At 71.6% G+C, this 16,857-nt stretch carries 17 protein-coding genes; 8 read left to right on the plus strand and 9 right to left on the minus strand.

Translation table 11 applies throughout. The annotated features are described in order from the left end of the window. The first annotated feature begins 301 nt into the window (after positions 1-301). A complete protein-coding gene (locus BKK80_RS22500; protein WP_071021861.1) occupies positions 302-988 on the plus strand; it encodes a Crp/Fnr family transcriptional regulator in 687 nt (228 codons plus the stop codon). Positions 989-1,039: 51 nt separating this feature from the next. Here BKK80_RS22500 and BKK80_RS22505 read toward each other — a convergent pair whose 3' ends face one another. Together BKK80_RS22505 and BKK80_RS22510 are read right to left on the minus strand one after the other, a co-directional pair. Beyond that, positions 1,040-1,546: a 2,4'-dihydroxyacetophenone dioxygenase family protein gene (locus BKK80_RS22505; protein ID WP_071039419.1), complete on the minus strand. Its 507-nt coding sequence runs from the start codon at positions 1,544-1,546 to the stop codon at positions 1,040-1,042. A 37-nt stretch (positions 1,547-1,583) separates the two neighbouring features. Continuing rightward, positions 1,584-2,090 (minus strand): ester cyclase, encoded by a 507-nt coding sequence (locus tag BKK80_RS22510; RefSeq protein WP_071071379.1) that lies wholly within the window; start codon positions 2,088-2,090, stop codon positions 1,584-1,586. Positions 2,091-2,385: 295 nt separating this feature from the next. On the opposite strand from BKK80_RS22510, the gene BKK80_RS22515 reads away from it, so the two are divergent. From BKK80_RS22515 to BKK80_RS22525, 3 genes are all read left to right on the plus strand, one after another. Then, positions 2,386-2,892, plus strand: coding sequence for a MarR family winged helix-turn-helix transcriptional regulator (locus tag BKK80_RS22515; protein ID WP_071021858.1), 507 nt, complete (start codon positions 2,386-2,388; stop codon positions 2,890-2,892). After that, positions 2,889-3,674 (plus strand): DNA alkylation repair protein, encoded by a 786-nt coding sequence (locus BKK80_RS22520; RefSeq protein WP_071071381.1) that lies wholly within the window; start codon positions 2,889-2,891, stop codon positions 3,672-3,674. The genes BKK80_RS22515 and BKK80_RS22520 overlap by 4 nt, the downstream gene beginning before the upstream one ends. Before the next feature lie 88 nt (positions 3,675-3,762). Continuing rightward, positions 3,763-4,113, plus strand: coding sequence for a DUF6616 family protein (locus tag BKK80_RS22525; protein WP_071016901.1), 351 nt, complete (start codon positions 3,763-3,765; stop codon positions 4,111-4,113). A gap of 31 nt (positions 4,114-4,144) precedes the next feature. Here the strand turns inward: BKK80_RS22525 and BKK80_RS37530 are convergent, their stop codons facing one another. After that, complete coding sequence (locus tag BKK80_RS37530) at positions 4,145-4,291, minus strand: hypothetical protein (RefSeq protein ID WP_335582973.1); 147 nt, start codon at positions 4,289-4,291, stop codon at positions 4,145-4,147. A gap of 18 nt (positions 4,292-4,309) precedes the next feature. On the opposite strand from BKK80_RS37530, the gene BKK80_RS37535 reads away from it, so the two are divergent. Then, positions 4,310-4,441, plus strand: coding sequence for a hypothetical protein (locus tag BKK80_RS37535; protein ID WP_236903985.1), 132 nt, complete (start codon positions 4,310-4,312; stop codon positions 4,439-4,441). A 43-nt stretch (positions 4,442-4,484) separates the two neighbouring features. Here BKK80_RS37535 and BKK80_RS22530 read toward each other — a convergent pair whose 3' ends face one another. The 6 genes from BKK80_RS22530 to BKK80_RS22555 form a co-directional block, all read right to left on the minus strand. Continuing rightward, positions 4,485-5,252 (minus strand): flagellar brake protein, encoded by a 768-nt coding sequence (locus BKK80_RS22530; protein ID WP_071016899.1) that lies wholly within the window; start codon positions 5,250-5,252, stop codon positions 4,485-4,487. A gap of 455 nt (positions 5,253-5,707) precedes the next feature. Continuing rightward, positions 5,708-7,738 carry a family 2A encapsulin nanocompartment cargo protein cysteine desulfurase gene (locus BKK80_RS22535; protein ID WP_071071383.1) on the minus strand — a complete coding sequence of 677 codons (2,031 nt, stop codon included), beginning with the start codon at positions 7,736-7,738 and terminating at the stop codon, positions 5,708-5,710. After that, positions 7,713-8,645, minus strand: a complete 933-nt coding sequence (locus tag BKK80_RS22540) for a family 2A encapsulin nanocompartment shell protein (protein ID WP_071016896.1) — start codon at positions 8,643-8,645, stop codon at positions 7,713-7,715. The genes BKK80_RS22535 and BKK80_RS22540 overlap by 26 nt, the downstream gene beginning before the upstream one ends. Positions 8,646-8,774: 129 nt before the next feature. Then, positions 8,775-8,999, minus strand: coding sequence for a helix-turn-helix domain-containing protein (locus BKK80_RS22545; protein ID WP_071016894.1), 225 nt, complete (start codon positions 8,997-8,999; stop codon positions 8,775-8,777). Further along, on the minus strand, positions 8,996-9,994 hold the full coding sequence (epsC, locus tag BKK80_RS22550) for a serine O-acetyltransferase EpsC (protein WP_084085239.1): 999 nt from the start codon (positions 9,992-9,994) through the stop codon (positions 8,996-8,998). Before epsC ends, BKK80_RS22545 begins: the two co-directional genes overlap by 4 nt. 127 nt (positions 9,995-10,121) lie before the next feature. Next, on the minus strand, positions 10,122-10,589 hold the full coding sequence (locus tag BKK80_RS22555) for a rhodanese-like domain-containing protein (protein ID WP_071016892.1): 468 nt from the start codon (positions 10,587-10,589) through the stop codon (positions 10,122-10,124). Between the two features lie 578 nt (positions 10,590-11,167). On the opposite strand from BKK80_RS22555, the gene BKK80_RS22560 reads away from it, so the two are divergent. From BKK80_RS22560 to BKK80_RS22570, 3 genes are all read left to right on the plus strand, one after another. Then, a complete protein-coding gene (locus BKK80_RS22560) occupies positions 11,168-13,336 on the plus strand; it encodes a hydantoinase/oxoprolinase family protein (RefSeq protein WP_071071384.1) in 2,169 nt (722 codons plus the stop codon). After that, positions 13,333-15,087, plus strand: coding sequence for a hydantoinase B/oxoprolinase family protein (locus BKK80_RS22565; RefSeq protein ID WP_083384269.1), 1,755 nt, complete (start codon positions 13,333-13,335; stop codon positions 15,085-15,087). Before BKK80_RS22560 ends, BKK80_RS22565 begins: the two co-directional genes overlap by 4 nt. Before the next feature lie 126 nt (positions 15,088-15,213). Continuing rightward, positions 15,214-16,854 carry an ABC transporter substrate-binding protein gene (locus BKK80_RS22570; RefSeq protein WP_084545704.1) on the plus strand — a complete coding sequence of 547 codons (1,641 nt, stop codon included), beginning with the start codon at positions 15,214-15,216 and terminating at the stop codon, positions 16,852-16,854. The last annotated feature ends 3 nt before the right edge of the window (positions 16,855-16,857 follow it).

The following is a 16,857-nucleotide window of genomic DNA, read 5'->3' on the forward strand; positions in this document are numbered from 1 at the left end:
GGTGCGGGCAGGCGTGCGCCTGTTGGCGTGGCGAGGCTCATTGGGGGATGTCTCCGTTCTGTTCTGTTCTGGTCTTGTCTCGGGTGGATGCCATCGCTGCGGGCGATCGGCGCGGGCGAGCGGTGTGACTTGTCGCGCCCGCATCGATTGTCGGCAGCGGGCGCGCGGGACACTGTCGCCTTTTGGCAGTCGCGGATGGGGGAATACCCTTCTCGCCGTCGCCGGCCATTCCGCGGCGCGGGGATGGCTTGGTATATTGCAGCGGTCGTTTTCCCGAAGTCGCGCGATGCCGTCCGACACCATGCGAGACCACTCCACCACCAGGCCGGAAGGTGCTCCTGCCGAACTGCTCTCACCGGAACTGGAAGCCCTGCTGCGCGCGCACGCCATCCGCAAGCGCCTGGCCCGGGGCGACGTGCTGTTCACCTACGGTTCGTCGCCCGATGCGCTGTTCTGCGTGGAGCGGGGCCAGATCCGCTTCAGCGTCACCGCGGCCAGCGGCAAGGAGGCGGTGCTCAGCATGCTGGAGTCGGGCCAATGGTTCGGTGAGGTGTCGCTCTTCATCGATGCGCCGCGTGTCTACGATGCGCGCGCGATGGTCGACAGCGAACTGCTGATGGTGCCGGCCACTTCCTTCCACGAGATCGTCGACGAGCGGCCGGCTTTCCTGCTGGAGTTCATGCGCCTGGTCTGCCGGCGCTACCGCTGGGCACTGGAGTGGATCGACGAGACCATGCTGCTGCCGCTGCCCATGCGGCTGGCGCGCCGGCTGCTGGCGGCAAAGCATGCGCACGACCTGTCCGCGACGGGCGTCCCGCAAGAGCCGGCGGCGCTGCGGCTGTCGCAGGAAGACCTGGGGCAGATGCTTGGCGTCTCGCGGCAGAGCGTGAACCGCCAGCTCAAGGAATGGGAGGCGCAGGGGATGCTCCGGCTCGACTACGGGCGTGTCACGCTGCTCGACCAGGAGGCCTTGCGCCGCCTGGCCTGAGGCTTGGCTCGATGTCGGGCCGGCGCCGGGGCTCGCATCCCGGCCGGTGCCTCAGCCGACCGAGAATTCCGCACCGCCCCTGGGGCGGATATAGCGCGGCATCGGCATCATGCCGGCCTGCACCGCGCCGAGGATCGCCGCTTCGATCGCGCCCGCGTCCATGATGCTGTGGTATTCGCCGCCGACGAAATTGATGTTGGCGCCGTGCACGACCATGATGCCCTCCGCCGCCTCGCTTGCCTCCGCCGGCACCGAGAAGGTGTGGATCGAGCCGCCCGGCTCGTACAGGTAGCTGCCGGCGGTCTGCGGGTCGCCGGGATACTCCACGTAGTTCCACCGTCCCTTGGTCGTGTAGAAATGCACGGTACCGGTGTGGAAATGCGTCGGCAGCACGGTGCCGGGGGCGAAGCAGCCGTACAGTACCCAGACGCCATTCTCGCGGTCGAGGAACAATGGCGTGATGGTCACGCCCGGCACTTCGGTGGGCAGGCGCGGCGCCGTCTCGACATTGAGGGTCAGCAGGCGATCCTGGTGGGTGGTGGCTTCTGGCAGGGTCATGGTCGATGTCTCCGGATTTCGGTGGGGAACATGCCGCTCAGGCGGTGGCCGTCGCGGGCGCCCGGGCGTCGCCCAGCAAGGCCTCGATGGCCTGGTGCCTGCGCTCGGCCGGCAGGCCGGCCAGCAGTTGCCGCAGCATGGACAGGCTGTCGTAGTAGATGCGCTCGCAGGCCAGCCTGTCGCCGTCGAACAGGAAGAAGGCCGTCATGCGGCAGCGGAACGGGTTGCCGGTGGGCGGCAGCCCGTTCAGGTTGCCCCGGTGCGTGCCGAGCAGCCAGAACTCCACCACCACGGCATCGTCGGCGTGGCGCAGCTGGATGATCTCGCTGCGCTGGTCGGGGAAGGCCTGGCGGCTCTGCGCGTAGTAGCGCCGGACATCGTCATGGCCGTCGAAGACGTGCCCGGTGGCGATCAGTTCGTAGCGCGGGTGCGGGAAGGTCGACAGCACCGCGTCGAAATCCTGCCGGACCTCGTCGGCGAAGTGGTCCAGCACGATGCGCTCACGGCGGGCGCGCAGTTCGGCGTCGGGGATTGGGGTGTGCATTGCGGTCTCCATGCTCGATATCGTTGTGCGCGGATCGCGCCCGGCTGCGCAAGGGGCGTGCCGTGGATGCGATCGCGGGACGATTATCGGCAGGACGTGCGCGCAAGACTGTCGCGGATTGGCGGTTGCCGTTCAGGAGTTTCCTGGGGGAGCGGACCGGCGCGGCGTGCCGGCTCAGGCGTCCGCCGCCTCGCCGCGGATATGCGAGGCTGCCGCTTTCTGCAGGTCGAGGTCGTACTCGAGCTGCGCCGGATCTTTGACATGTAATTAGGCGCCATATAATATGGCGACTATGATTGAGCTTGAGCAAAAATACCGGGCCCTGCTGGACGAGGCGGAACGCCGTGGGCTGCCGGACGTGGACAATATCCGCCTGTGTTTCCAGGCGCTGTCGCTGGCCGCCGCGATCGACCGCGATTGCGCGGCGATGCTGGCGCCGCATGGATTATCCGAAGGACGCTTCGTGCTGCTGTTCCTGCTGGACGCGGCCGGCGCGGGCATCGCGCCCAAGGTGCTGGCCGAGCAGGCCGGCGTGACGCGCGCCACGGTCACGGGCCTGCTCGATGGCCTGGAGCGCGAGGCCCTGGTCGAGCGGCGGGCCGATGCCGAGGACCGTCGCGGCGTGCAGGTCCGGCTCACGCGCAAGGGCAAGCAACTGGCCGCGACTGTGTTCGCGCAGCATGGCGGCTGGATCGCCGGCCTGTTCGGCGGCCTGTCCGAGCCGGAGCGGCACCAGCTCTCGGCGCTGCTCGCCAAGGTGGCAGCGGACCTGGCCGCCCGTACGGCGGAGCGGGGCGCATGAACGCGGCGAACGCGGCGGCAACCCGCAAGGGCGCGAGCCGCGCCGCCGATATCGCCCCCGACGTGCTTGCCGCCCTGTCGCGCGGCGAGTTGCAGAGCGCGACGCTGGCGGAGTGCCTGGCGGTGGACCAGGCGCGCTTGCTGGGCGCGGTATTCCCGGCGCTGCCGCCGCCCTTGCACGAGGCCGCCGGGATGGCGTGCCGGCAGGGCATCCTGCAGCGCATGCGCTGCATCGCCGACCTGCTGTGGGCGGAACTGGGAGGCGCCGGCATCGACACCTGCGCCCGGCACGGCTCCGACACGGTGCGGGGCTGGTCCTGCTTCATGATCGGCGCGCAGCCCGGCCTGGACCTGGACGCGCGCCTGGACGCGATCCGTCAGCTGGCGGACGATCCGCACTTCGGTGTGCGCGAATGGGCCTGGCTGGCACTGCGGCCTCACCTGGCTGCGGCGCTGCCCGCCGCGATCGAGCGGCTGGCGGGATGGACTTCGCTGCCCTCGGAGCGCCTGCGCCGCTTCGCCTGCGAGGCGCTGCGTCCGCGCGGTGTCTGGTGCGCGCACCTGGCACCGCTGAAGAAGGATCCCGCCATGGCCCTGCCGGTGTTGTCGCCATTGCGGGCCGATCCGTCAGGTTATGTGCAGGACTCGGTGGCCAACTGGCTCAACGACGCGGCCAAGGACCAGCCGCGCTGGGTCAGTGCGCTGTGCGAGCAGTGGTCGGCACAGAGCCCGGCGCAGGCCACCGCGCGCATCTGCAAGCGTGCCTTGCGCAACGTGAAGTAGGGATGCCGTGAATCGGCCCAGCAACTCAGCAGCGCAGCAGCGCAACAACGCAACCGCGGAACCGCGGAACCGCAACAAGGAGAACGACATGACCACATCCGGCCATCACTATCTCGTCGAGCTGTACACGCCGAAGCCGGCGTGGCGGACGCTGGCACCGGAACAGCGCGAGCGCTTCCTGGCCGGCATCGCCCAGGGCATGCAAGGCCTTGGAGCGCTCGGGATCGAGATCCTGTCTCTGGGCCGGGCCGATGCCGGGGTCGAGCGTGCCGCGGGCCATCGCTACCTGGGCATCTGGCGCTGTGCTGACGCGGCGGCCCGGGATGCCTTGCTGGCGGGTATCGAGGCGTCGGGGTGGTACGGCTACTTCGAGCACGTCAATGCCGCCGGCGGCGGTGGCGGCCTGGCATCCCACCTGGCGGAGCTGGCCGGGGACTGAGGACGGGTTGGCGCGCCCGGCCGCCGCGCGCTCAGTCCGCCGAGATCTTGCCGACCTCGACGACCTTCTTCCAGCGCGCGAATTCACCGGCCTGGAGGACCGAGAACTGCTCCGGCGTGTTGGCCACGATCTCGAAGCCCGCCTCCAGCAGCTTGGGCCTGATGGCCGGATCGCGCACCTGAGCCCGTCGCTGACCATGGTGCAGGTCGACGGCGCCGGCATCGGCACCCGGGCGGCGCAGTTGCTGCTGGCGCGCTGCCGGGGAGAGTCGGTGGCGCCGGCGGTGGTGGATGTCGGTTTCCGTGTCGTCGAGCGCGGCTCGACCTAGTCCCTGCATTGGCCGCCGGGCGCCGGCCCGCGGTGCGGCAGGCCTACATCTCGCGGCCGGCCGTCTCGAAACGGTAGACCAGGCGCTGCAGGAAGGTCCGCTGCGCCGGGTCCAGGGCGAGGAAGCGGCAGCCGACCAGGTGCTGGACCAGCGCATGGCGCCGGATGATGCCGTGTCCGGTGGCCTGCAATGTTGCTTCCATCATGCCGTGCACGCCGAAGTGCAGTTCGCAGCGCTCCACCACGGTACCCGTGGGCAGCACGTCCTGCTGCGCCGCGCTCGAGCGCAGGCCGACGCCCGTCTGCGACAGGTTGTCGATGCCCAGCCGCTGCACGCGCCCGTCCCGCGCCGGCAGCGTGCAGGAAAAGTTGTACTCCGGCGCGATCTGCACGCGCGGCTGCTCGCGGCGCTCGTCGAAGTCGAGCCGGGTGGGGAATTCGGCGGCACAGGCCAGCCCGCCCCGGTAGCGCACCGTGCGCGGGTTCAGGATCGGGAAGCCGATCGGTACGTCGCGCAGCCGGGCGGAAAACCGCACCTCGCCCGAGGCCAGCAGGAAATCCTGTTCGGCTGGCGTGCGGCAGCCTTCGAAGAAAAACAGCCGCGCCACCGGATCGACGCCGAGCAGGATGGTCGACATCGCCGCGCCGCCGCGCCCGAGCAGCTGGCCCCGGCACTGCAGCCAGGCCAGGTCCTGCAGCGCCAGGCTGATGCGTGCCGGATCGAGGGCGGATTCCCGCCCGGCCGCCGGCAGGGAATCTGCCTGTGCCTCCGCGTCGGCGCCATGGCCCTGGCTGGGGTCGGGGTGATCCATGAGATATCCATCGGGAAGCGCCTGCCGCCCCGGGGAAGGCGGGCGGCAGGGCGCAAGATCGAACCAATCCGAAGGATAACGGCGCGCGGAGCTCCGGGCTGAAGTCGCCCTGGACGATTCCTTGCCGGAACGGGACGCCGCGGCGGACCGCGCGGCCGCCGCCGGCTGGGGCCGGACCCGGCTCCAAGCCGGCCCCGACGTGGTCTTAGCCGGCCGTCACCGCTTGACCGGGCTCGCCGTGCGCGGGTTCCCTCACCTGGCGATCCTGCTCTTGCATGTTTGGCTTCCTGACTTCCGGGGGGGAGGGGGGGAGCGCATCATCTCATGGCCCCGCCGGGCCGTTCCCTCGATGGAGTCGTGCGCCGGGGGGCGGCGTGGCCAGGCGCGCGCGGCGCGCCGGCGCCCTGCCCCGGGGAGCCGCCCGCGCCGCCGCGCCCGCCTTCGCGGCCTCTCCCTCAGCGGCGCCGTCCCGCCAGCCGCCGGACCGTGGCCACCATCGCGTCGACCTCGTCGCAGGTGTTGTAGAACGCCAGCGAGGGCCGCACCGTGGCTTCCAGGCCGAAGCGGCGCAGGATCGGCTGGGCGCAGTGGTGGCCGGAGCGCACCGCGATGCCGTCTTCGTTGAGCGCGCGGCCGACCTCCTCGGTGGTGTAGCCGTGCAGCACGAAGGACAGCACGCTGGCCTTGTCGCGCGCGGTGCCGACCAGGCGTACGCCGGGCACCGGGGCCAGCACGCTGGTGGCGTAGGCCAGCAGTTCGTGCTCGTAGTGCGCGATGCGCTCGATGCCGAGACGCGACACGTAGTCGAGCGCCGCGCCCAGGCCGACTGCATCGGCGATGTTGCCGGTGCCGGCCTCGAAGCGCGCCGGCGGCGGCTGGAACACCGTGCGCTCGAAGGTGACGTCGGCGATCATGTTGCCGCCGCCTTGCCAGGGCGGCATGCCTTCGAGGACCGCGCGCTTGCCGTAGACCACGCCGATGCCGGTCGGGCCGTAGATCTTGTGGCCCGAGAAGACGAAGAAGTCGGCGTCCAGCGCCTGCACGTCGACCCGCAGGTGCGAGATCGACTGCGCGCCGTCGACCAGGGCCAGCGCGCCGGCGCGGTGGGCCAGCTCCACGATCTCCGCCACCGGCACCACGGTGCCGAGCGCGTTCGAGACCTGCGTCACCGATACCAGCCGCGTGCGCGGGCCGAGCAGCTTGCGGTACGCATCCAGCAGGACCTGGCCGCTGTCGTCCACCGGGATCACGCGCAGCACGGCGCCCTTGCGCGCGGCCAGCTGCTGCCACGGCACGATGTTGGCGTGGTGCTCCAGGTGCGAGACGATGATCTCGTCGCCGGCGCCGATGTTCTGCTCGCCCCAGGAGTTGGCGATCAGGTTGATCGCTTCGGTGGTGCCGCGCACGAAGATGATCTCCTCGGGCGAGGCGGCGCCGATGAAGCCCCGCACCGTTTCACGCGCGTGTTCGTAGGCATCGGTGGCGCGGCCGGCCAGCGCATGGGCCGCGCGGTGGATGTTGGAGTTCTCGTGCGCGTAGAAGTAGGCCAGGCGGTCGATCACCGCCTGCGGCTTGTGCGTGGTGGCGGCGTTGTCGAACCACACCAGCGGCTTGCCGTTGACGCGTTCGGCCAGGATGGGGAAGTCGCGCCGCACGGCCTCGATGTCGAACGGCGGGCGCGCCGGCGCGAACGGTGTGCCGCGCCGCGCTTCGCGCGGGTGCGCGGCGGCGCGTGCCTCTTCCAGCGCGTAGTGGGCGTGCGGGCCGTGGCCCGCGGCCGGCGCCGCGGACGGTTCGAAGCGCCGCAGCGGCAGCAGGTCGCGCAGCGCGTGCTCGTCCGGCAGGCCGAAGGCGCGCGGGTCGACGGTGGTGCCCGGCAAGGTGGCCGGCGCGGTCGTTGCAGGCCCGCGGGCGGCGTGGTCGAGGAAGTAGTAGGGCGAGGGCGTGGCTGGCGTCGCGGCGGTGGCGCCCAGGCCGTCGGCCTCGGGCACGCCGAGCGCGGTGCCGCCGGCACGCGGCTCCAGCGCCGGCGCGATCGCCACCACGTTGTCGGGCAGGCCGTTCTGCGCCGTGCCGTGCGGCACCAGCGCGGGGGCGCGGTTGCCCAGCGACAGCACGTGCGTGGGGGCGCCCGGCAGCAGGTTGGCGCCGGGCACGCGGCCCTGCAGCGCGTCCTGCGGCGGCAGGCCGGGCACGCCGGTGCCACTGCCGCCCGGCCCGGCCAGCGGCGAGCCGGCGGGGGCCGGGTTGCTGAGCGAGGACAGCAGCGGCGCGGCCGCCGGCAGCGCCGAGGGCAGGCCGCCCACCGCGCCGCTGCCGGCGTTCACTTCGGGCGCGGCGGCGTGGCCGGGCAGCGCGCGGAAGAACCCGGCCGCCAGCCGTGCCAGCGTGGCGGGGTCGGGCAGGCCGGCCGGCAGCGTGGCTGCCGGCACCTCCGGCAGCGCGCCGCCCGCGGCGGCATTACCGGTAGGTGTCTGCATAGTCATGGTACTTGCCGATCTCCACGTCATCGAGCACGGCCAGCGCGTCGGGCGAGTGCACCGCCAGCGAGCAGTACAGCGAGATCAGGTAGGACGCGATGGCCTGGTTGTTGATGCCCATGAAGCGCACCGACAGGCCCGGGCCCTGCTCGCCGGCCACGCCGGGCTGGTACAGGCCGACCACGCCCTGGCGCTTGTCGCCCACGCGCAGCAGCAGGATCTTGGTCTTGCCGTCGGCCACCGGCACCTTGTCGGACGGGATCAGCGGGATGCCGCGCCAGGTGATGAACTGCGAGCCGAACAGGCTGACCGTGGGCGGCGGCACGCCGCGCCGCGTGCATTCGCGGCCGAAGGCGGCGATCGCCAGCGGGTGGGTGAGGAAGAAGGCGGGCTCCTTCCACACCTTGCTCAGCAGTTCGTCCATGTCGTCGGGCGTGGGCGCGCCGGTGAGCGGGAAGATGCGCTGGCTGTCGTCGACGTTGGCCAGCAGGCCGTAGTCGGCATTGTTGATGAGCTGGCTTTCCTGCAGCTCCTTGATGGTCTCGATGGTGAGCCGCAGCTGCTCCTTGATCTGGTCGTGCGGGCTGCTGTAGAGGTCGGAGATGCGGGTGTGCACGTCCAGCACGGTGCTGACCGCGTTGAGGAAGTACTCGCGCGGCTGCTCTTCGTAGGGCACGAAGGTGGTCGGCAGCACGCCCTCGTCCTCGCGCGCGGTGCAGGTGGCCTGCACGGCTTCCGGATCCTTGACGCGGTTCAGGCGGTAGATGCCGGCTTCCACCGGGACCCACTGCAGCAGGTGCGTGAGCCAGCGCGGCGTGATGGTGGAAAGCTGCGGGACGGTCTTGGTGGCATTGGCAAGTTGCCTTGCGGCGTTGTCGCCGAGCGCCGTCTGGCCGCTCACTTGTGTCGACATGGGAGACTCCGGTGGCTTAGAAGAAGAACACAGATGCTTATGACGAAACGGATTATCGGGAGCGCGCCGCGGCGGCTCAACATGCTATAGCCATCAAGCGGGCGCTCGCGGAGGGGGGCGCCGCCGCGCTCAGGACAGCAGCGCGGCGCCGGGCAGCAGTGTCGCGATGGGCACGTGCAGGGCGCGCGCCAGCTTCTCCGCGGTGACGATGGATGCGATCACGGTGCCGCGCTCGATCTCGCCCACGTAGGAGCGGTTGAGCCCGGCGCGCTCGGCCAGCTGTTCCTGCGACCACGCGTGGGTCTCGCGCAGGCGGCGCACCCGGGCGCCGAAGTCGCGGATCAGCGCACTCATGGCGAGGGCCCCGCCAGTGCTCCGGCCGCGTTGCCGAGGGTATGCGCGGCCGCGCCATCGCCGCTGCCGTGCCGCGCTTCATGGCGAGTTTCGTGGCGCGTTTCGTGGCGCGACACCGCCTGCGTCACGTGCGCGCCGGCCGGCACGTTCTCGGTCAGCCACACATTGCCGCCGATCACCGCGCCGCGGCCGAGCGTGACGCGTCCGAGGATGGTGGCGCCGGCATAGATGACCACATCGTCCTCGACGATGGGATGGCGCGGGTAGCCCTTCTCCAGGTGCCCGGCGGCGTCGCGCGGGAAGCGCTTGGCACCCAGCGTCACCGCCTGGTAGACCCGCACGCGGTCGCCGATCACGGCGGTCTCGCCGATCACCACGCCGGTGCCATGGTCGATGAAGAAGCCCGCGCCGATGCGGGCGCCGGGATGGATGTCGATGCCGGTGGCCGCATGCGCCAGCTCCGACAGGATGCGTGCCAGCAGCGGCAGCCCGAGCCCGTACAGTTCGTGCGCGATGCGGTGGTGGATCATGGCGAGGATGCCCGGGTAGCACAGCAGTACCTCGTCCACGCTGCCCGCGGCGGGGTCGCCGTGGTAGGCGGCCAGCACATCGCTGTCGAGCAGCACGCGGATGGCCGGCAGCCGGCCGGCGAACGCGTGCACCGCCGCGACCGCGCGCGCTTCGATGCCGGCCGGGTCGGCGTTGTCGTGGCGCGCCTTGTGGTGCAGCTCCAGGCGGGCCTGCGCCAGCAGGCCGTGCAGCGCGGCGTCGAGCGCATGGCCGACGTAGAAGTTCTCGGTCTGCTGGCGCAGGTCGGGCGGGCCCAGCCGCATCGGGAACAGCACCCCCTTCAGGGTGTCGATGATGTGGGACAGCGTCTCGCGCGCCGGCAGCTCACGCCCGCCGGGTTCCAGCGAGCGCCGCTGCGCCTCGCGCCAGCGCTGGCGCAGATCCTGCAGGTCGTCGACCACCTTGGCCACATCGAACACCGTCACAGCACTTCCTCCGTCTGGTTGGTCCTTGCGTCGATTCCTGCGATGCCTGCTGCGGTGCTTACTGCAGTGTTTACTGCGGTGCCGCCACCGCTGCGGCCGCCGCGCCAGCCGGCGCGGCCGGGCAGGCTCAGTCCTGCAGCCAGGGCAGGCGGTGGAAGCGCCAGCCGTTGCGGGTGCCGCGCTGGCCGGCCTCGTCGAGGTCGCCCTCGAAGCCTTCCAGCACGTTGAAGACCTGTGTGAAGCCGGCCTTGGCCGCGGCCTCGGCGGCCAGCGCGGAGCGCTTGCCGCTGCGGCACAGCAGCACGATCGCGGCCTCCTTGCCGGTCTTGGCTTCCAGTTCGCGCACGAAGCGCGGGTTGCGCGTCAGGCTGGTGCCGCTGGCCCAGGCCACGTGCAGGGTGCCGGGCACCTGCCCGACGAATTTGCGTTCCTCCGCCGAGCGGACGTCCACCAGCACCGCCTCGCCGGCGCTGTGCAGCGCCCACGCCTGTTGCGGCGTGACGCTGCCGGCATAGGGCAGGCCGGCGGCCGCGCCGGCGCGGCGTGCCGCTTCGAGGTCGGCGTGCAAGGGCTTGTCGAGAAGTTCGGCCGTCATGGGGGTCTCCTTGGTTGGCGGCGGCGCCGGGGGGCATTGCCGTCTATAGCCATCAGGAGCCCACTATGCGGGGGCGGCCGGCAAAAGCGAACCAATAAAAACGGCTATCGACATGCGCCGCCGGACGCCGGCGTCACATGCGCAGGGACACCGTGGCGCCGCAGCGCGCCAGCGGCCGGGCTGCCGGATCGCCGGGGAAGGCGCAGGCGATCCGCAGGCGTGCCCGTGCGGTGCGCCGGCATCCCCGTGCGCCTCGGCTGTGCCGCCGGGCGGCATCCCGAACGAAGCAATACGCATATCCATCACCTGTGGCGGCGCATAAGCAAGCACGGAATGCTTCGTTCCGCCGAGGCCGGCCGCGCGTCTAAGCTGGCCCGGCTTCCTGCGCGGCGCGGCGGCTCGCCACCGTGTCCGCCGGCAGGGCGCCGCCGTCTCGTCGTTCCCCTCTGCAAGGCGCGTCGCGTGCCTCCGTGCGGTCTCGCCGGGGCGCCGGCGCTTTCCGCTGTCGCGGTCCCGGTCGAGTGCGCGGCCCCGCCGTGCCCGCGCGCAGGCCCATCCTTCCCATCACACTCTGCGACATGCACGCACAAGATTCCCTGCCGGACGGCGCCGGCATCCGGCTGGCCGTCGACGTCGGCGGCACTTTCACCGATACCGTGCTGCTGGCCGGCGCGCGCCGCTACACCAGCAAGGTGCTGACCACGCCCGAGGCGCCCGAGAACGGCGTCATCCAGGGGGTGCAGGAGCTGCTCGCCAGCGCCGGCCTGACGCTGGCCCAGGTCGATCTGTTCATCCTCGGCACCACCCTTGCCACCAATGCGCTGATCGAGCGCAAGGGCGCCCGCACCGCGCTGATCACCACCGAGGGCTTCCGCGACCTGGTCGAGATCGGATGGGAGGACCGTTTCGCCCAGTACGACATCTTTCTCGACAAGCCCGCGCCGCTGGTGCCGCGCTACCTGCGCTTCGGCGTGCCCGAGCGCATCGACGGCAAGGGGCGCACCCTGCTGCCGCTGGACGAGGCGGCGGTGGCGGCGCTGGTGCCGCAGCTGCTCGAGGCGCAGGTCGAGAGCGTGGCGGTGACGCTGCTGCACGGCTACGCCAATCCCATCCACGAGCAGCGCATCCGCGCCATCCTGGGCGAGCTGGCGCCGCGGCTGTGGGTGTCGCTGTCTTCCGAGGTGTGCCCGGAGATCCGCGAGTACGAGCGTCTTTCCACCACCTGCGCCAACGCCTATGTGCAGCCGCAGGTGGCCGGCTACCTGGAGCGGCTGCGCGCGCGCGTGGCCGCGCTGGGCCTGCGCAGTCCGCTGTTCCTGATGACCTCGGGCGGCGCCATCACCAATATCGAGGCGGGCATCGCCCAGCCGGTGCGCCTGGTCGAGTCCGGCCCCGCCGGCGGCGCGGTGCTGTCGCGCCGCGTGGCCGAGCAGTCCGGTATCGCGCGCGCGCTGTCCTTCGACATGGGCGGCACCACCGCCAAGATCTGCTTCATCGACGACTACCAGCCGCAGATCACGCGCAGCTTCGAATTCGGCCGCGTGCACCGGCACCTGAAAGGCTCCGGCCTGCCGATCCGCATCCCCGTCATCGAGATGGTGGAGATCGGCGCGGGGGGCGGTTCGGTGGCGCGCATCGATGCGCTCGGCCGGGTGCAGGTGGGCCCGGACAGCGCCGGCTCGGATCCCGGCCCGGCCAGCTATGGCCTGGGCGGCGCCGAGCCGACCGTGACCGACGCCAACGCCGTGCTCGGCGTGCTCGATCCGGCCCGCTTCGCCGCCGGCAAGGTGGCCCTGCAGCCGGAGCTGGCGCGCCGCGCGCTGCAGGCGCGCATCGCGCCGGCGCTGGAGGCGGCGCCGGAGTATGCGGCGCTGGCGGTGGCCGAGATCGTCACCGAGAACATGGCCAATGCCGCGCGCGTGCATGCCAGCGAGCTGGGCAAGACGGTGGAGGACTATACGCTGGTCGCCTTCGGCGGCGCCGCCCCGCTGCACGCGGCGGCGCTGGCGCGGCGCCTCGGCATCCGCCGCGTGGTGGTGCCGCAGTCGGCCGGGGTCGGCTCGGCGCTGGGCTTCCTGTGGGCGCCGATCGCCTACCAGGCGGTGCGCAGCTTCTACCAGCGCCTCGATGCCTTCGACGCGGACGCCGCCAATGCGGTGCTCGAACAGCTCGCCGGCAGCGCGCGCGCCATCGTGGCGCAGGCGGCGCCGGGCCAGGCGCTGGCAGTGCAACGCCTGGCTTATATGCGCTATGCGGGGCAGGGCCACGAGATTCCGGTGGAGGTGCCGGCCGGCGCGCTCGGCAGCGCCGATGCCCAGGTGCTGGCCGCCGCCTTCGAGGCGGCCTACGCCGCGCTGTATGCGCGCACGCTGCCCGGCAATCCGGTCGAGGTGATCAGCTGGTCGGTCAACGTCAGCACGGCGGCGCCGCGGCTGGATGCCGCCGGGACTGCTGCCGCGGCCGGCACGCCGGCGCGCCATGCCGTCGCCCAGGGCGTGCGCGTGGTGGTCGAGGCCGGCAGCGGCGCGGCGCGCGGGATACCGGTGTACGAGCGTACCGTGCTGCCCCCGGGGGTGGCAGTGGACGGCCCGGCCCTGGTGGTCGAGGACGAGACCACCACGGTGGTGCCGGCGGGCTTCCGCTTCGTGCTGGACGGCGATGGCCACCTCGTGCTGGACGCCGTGGAAGCGGCGCAGGCGGCGGCCGCCGTGGCCGAGGCAACGGCTGGCGCGGAGGTGCTGCAATGAACGCCCCCCTGCCCGCATTCGCCTCCCGGCCCGGTCCCGGCGAGGGCGGCGCGCGCGACACGCTGCGCCACCAGCTGGTGTGGAACCGGCTGCTGTCGGTGGTCGAGGAACAGGCGCAGACCCTGATCCGCACCGCCTTCGGCACCTCCACGCGCGAAGCCGGCGACCTTTCGGCCGGCGTGTTCCTGCCCGACGGGCGCATGGTCGCCCAGGCCGTCACCGGCACGCCCGGCCACGTCAACTCCATGGCCGAGTCGGTCAGGCATTTCCTGCTGGCTTTTCCCACCGCGCAGATGCGCGCCGGCGACGTCTACCTGACCAACGACCCGTGGAAGGGCACCGGGCACCTGTTCGACATGACCATGGTGACGCCGGTGCTGCGCCAGGGCGAGGTGGTCGCGCTGTTCGCCTCGACGCTGCACGTGGTGGACATCGGCGGCATCGGCGCGGGCCCGGACGGCACGCAGGTGTACCACGAGGGCCTGTTCCTGCCGATCCTGAAGCTGTTCGAGGCGGGCGAGCCGAACCGGGCGGTGTTCGATATCGTGCGCGCCAATGTGCGCGAGCCGGTGCAGGTGGTGGGCGACCTGCACGCGCTGGTGGCCTGCAACGAGATCGGCGCGCGGCGCCTGCTGGCCTTGTTCGACGAGTTCGGCCTGGCCTCGCTGCAGCCGGCCGGCGAGTACATCATCGCGCGCTCGGCCCAGGCCATGCGCGAGGCCATCGCCGCCTGGCCGCAGGGCAGCTGGGAAACCAGCATGACCATCGACGGCTACGAGTCGCCGCTGACCCTGCGCGCGCGCCTGACCATCTCCGGCGAGGGTATCCGCGTCGATTTCGCCGGCTCGTCGCCGATGGTGGCACGCGGCATCAATGTGCCCAAGGCCTATACCGATGCCTATACCTCCTTCGGCGTGCGCTGCCTGATCGGCGCCGACATTCCCAACAACGCCGGCTCGCTGGCGCCGGTGCAGGTGCTGGCGCCGGAGGGCTCGATCCTCAACGCGCCCTTTCCCGCCGCCGTGACCGCGCGCCATATCGTCGGCCAGATGTTGCCCGACGTGGTGTTCGGCTGCCTGCGCCAGGCCCGTGCCGAGGCGGTGCCCGCCGAGGGCGCTTCCAGCTTGTGGAACCTGCAGCTCTCCGGCGGCCAGCCGCTGGCCGGTGACGCCGCCGGCGCGCTGATGCGCAGCCGGCCCTTCGCCATCACCAGCTTCTCCACCGGCGGCACCGGCGCGCGCCCCGGCAAGGACGGCCTGTCGACCACCTCGTTCCCGAGCGGCGTGCGCAATGTCTCGGTGGAGGTGCTGGAAACCGTAAGCCCGCTGGTGTTCTGGCGCAAGGAGTACCGCCCCGACTCGGGCGGCGCCGGGCAGTGGCGCGGCGGCCTGGGCCAGGTCATCGAGGTGGCGCACGGCGACGGCGAGCCGATGGTGCTGGCCGCCGCCTGGGACCGCCTGCTGTACCCGGCGCGCGGCGCCGATGGCGGCGAGGCCGGCGCGCCCGGCACGGTGGCGCTGGCCTCGGGCACGCCGCTGCGCGGCAAGGGCCGCCAGGTGGTGCCGGCCGGCGAGCGCCTGGTGGTGCAGACGCCGGGCGGCGGCGGCATCGGCGCGCCGGCCCGGCGCGAGCCGGCACGCCTGGCCGCAGACGTGCGCAACGGCCTGGTCAGCGCGGCCGCGGCGCACGCCCGCTACGGCGCGCCTGGTAGTGCCAGCGGCGCTGAGGCCGTGCCGCAGGGAGGCGCCTGACCCACGCTCCCACGCAAACCGATGCAGCGGCCGCGTGTTCCGCGGCCGCGCCGATCCGACTCACCCAGCCAGCCTTGCTGGCCCCAAGCGTGATTCCACGCATGGTCCCACGCTGAACTCTTGCCGATGACCCGAGTTTTCCTGCCCGCGCGCGCGCTGCGCCGCACCCTCCTGCCGCTGATCGCCGGCAGCTTCGCCGTCGCGGCCAGCGCCGCCACCGCTGCTACCACCGCCGCCGTGCCCGGCGCGCCCTCCGCCCAGCCGGTGCGCGGCGGCACCTTGACGCTGCTGCTGAACTACGAGCCACCGACCTTGGTGTCGCTGGCCAACGTGGCCACGCCGGCGCTGAGCGTCAGCGCCAAGGTGACCGAGGGCCTGCTGGCCTACGGCTACGACCTGACGCCGCGCCCGCAGCTTGCCACCGCCTGGCAGGTCAGCGCGGACGGCAAGCAGTACACCTTCCAGTTGCGCCGCGGCGTCAAGTGGCACGACGGCAAGGACTTCACGGCGGCCGACGTCGCCTTCTCCATCCAGTTGCTGAAGAAGGTGCACCCGCGCGGCAGCAGCACCTTCGCCAACGTCACCGAGGTGCGCACGCCCGATCCGTACACCGCGGTGATCGTGCTGTCCAGGCCCGCGCCCTACCTGATCAAGGCGCTCGCCGCGACCGAGTCGCCGATCGTGCCCAAGCACCTCTACGAGCACGCCGACCCGGTCTCCAACCCGTACAACGGCGCGCCGGTAGGCACCGGGCCCTATCGCTTCAAGGAGTGGGTGCGCGGCAGCCACATCGTCTACGAGCGCAACCCCGACTACTGGGACAAGCCCAAGCCCTACGTCGACCGCCTCGTGGTCAAGTTCATTCCCGACCCGGCCGCACGCGCCATCGCCTTCGAGACCGGCGCGGTCGACCTCGGCTACCGCACGCCGGTGCCGCTGTCGGACCTGGCGCGCCTGAAGACGGTGCCGGGCCTGGTCTTCGAGACCAAGGGCAACAGCTACTCGTTCAACGTGACGCGGCTGGAGTTCAACCTCGACAATCCCTACTTCAAGAACCTCAAGGTGCGCCAGGCGGTGGCGCAGGCGGTCAACCGCGACGTGGTGCTGAAGACCGTCTACTACGGCTACGGCACCCGCACCGCCTCGCCCATCGCGCCGGGCCTGTCGGCCTTCCACGACGGCGCGCCGACGCCTTACCCCTTCGACATCCAGGCCGCCAACCGCCTGCTCGACGAGGCCGGCTATGCACGCCAGGGTTCGGCGCCGCGCTTCCGCGTGACGCTCGACTACAACCCGATCGGCGAGGACGGCAAGCGCCTGGCGGACTATCTGCGCTCGGCGCTGGGGCGCGTGGGCATCGAGGTGGCGATCCGCTCGCAGGACCTGCCGGCCTTCGTCAAGCGCATCTACACCGACCGCGACTTCGACTTCACCGTCAACGGCGCCAGCAACCTGTTCGACCCCACGGTCGGCGTGCAGCGCCTGTACTGGTCGAAGAACTTCAAGAAGGGCGTGCCCTTCTCGAATGGCACGCACTATGCCAATGCGGAGGTGGACAAGCTGCTGGAAGAGGCTGCCGTGGAGAACGAGCCGGCGCGGCGCGTGACGCTGTTCCGCCAGTTCCAGCAGATCGTCGGACGCGAGGTGCCTGACCTGAACCTGGTCTCGCCGCAGTTCATCACCATCGCCAACAAGCGCGTGCACGACCACTCGCTGACCGCGGACGGCGTCGAGTCCAACCTGGCCGACGTCTACCTGGACAAGTAGGGC

The organism is Cupriavidus malaysiensis (genome assembly GCF_001854325.1).
Taxonomy (GTDB): domain Bacteria; phylum Pseudomonadota; class Gammaproteobacteria; order Burkholderiales; family Burkholderiaceae; genus Cupriavidus; species Cupriavidus malaysiensis.

Bases quoted from the DNA above. Each gene is read 5' to 3' on its own strand.
- BKK80_RS22500 (WP_071021861.1), top strand. From the start codon at position 302: ATGCGAGACCACTCCACCACCAGGCCGGAAGGTGCTCCTGCCGAACTG.
- BKK80_RS22505 (WP_071039419.1), bottom strand. From the start codon at position 1,546: ATGACCCTGCCAGAAGCCACCACCCACCAGGATCGCCTGCTGACCCTC.
- BKK80_RS22510 (WP_071071379.1), bottom strand. From the start codon at position 2,090: ATGCACACCCCAATCCCCGACGCCGAACTGCGCGCCCGCCGTGAGCGC.
- BKK80_RS22520 (WP_071071381.1), top strand. From the start codon at position 2,889: ATGAACGCGGCGAACGCGGCGGCAACCCGCAAGGGCGCGAGCCGCGCC.
- BKK80_RS22525 (WP_071016901.1), top strand. From the start codon at position 3,763: ATGACCACATCCGGCCATCACTATCTCGTCGAGCTGTACACGCCGAAG.
- BKK80_RS37535 (WP_236903985.1), top strand. From the start codon at position 4,310: ATGGTGCAGGTCGACGGCGCCGGCATCGGCACCCGGGCGGCGCAGTTG.
- BKK80_RS22530 (WP_071016899.1), bottom strand. From the start codon at position 5,252: ATGGATCACCCCGACCCCAGCCAGGGCCATGGCGCCGACGCGGAGGCA.
- BKK80_RS22535 (WP_071071383.1), bottom strand. From the start codon at position 7,738: ATGACTATGCAGACACCTACCGGTAATGCCGCCGCGGGCGGCGCGCTG.
- BKK80_RS22540 (WP_071016896.1), bottom strand. From the start codon at position 8,645: ATGTCGACACAAGTGAGCGGCCAGACGGCGCTCGGCGACAACGCCGCA.
- BKK80_RS22545 (WP_071016894.1), bottom strand. From the start codon at position 8,999: ATGAGTGCGCTGATCCGCGACTTCGGCGCCCGGGTGCGCCGCCTGCGC.
- BKK80_RS22555 (WP_071016892.1), bottom strand. From the start codon at position 10,589: ATGACGGCCGAACTTCTCGACAAGCCCTTGCACGCCGACCTCGAAGCG.
- BKK80_RS22560 (WP_071071384.1), top strand. From the start codon at position 11,168: ATGCACGCACAAGATTCCCTGCCGGACGGCGCCGGCATCCGGCTGGCC.
- BKK80_RS22565 (WP_083384269.1), top strand. From the start codon at position 13,333: ATGAACGCCCCCCTGCCCGCATTCGCCTCCCGGCCCGGTCCCGGCGAG.
- BKK80_RS22570 (WP_084545704.1), top strand. From the start codon at position 15,214: ATGACCCGAGTTTTCCTGCCCGCGCGCGCGCTGCGCCGCACCCTCCTG.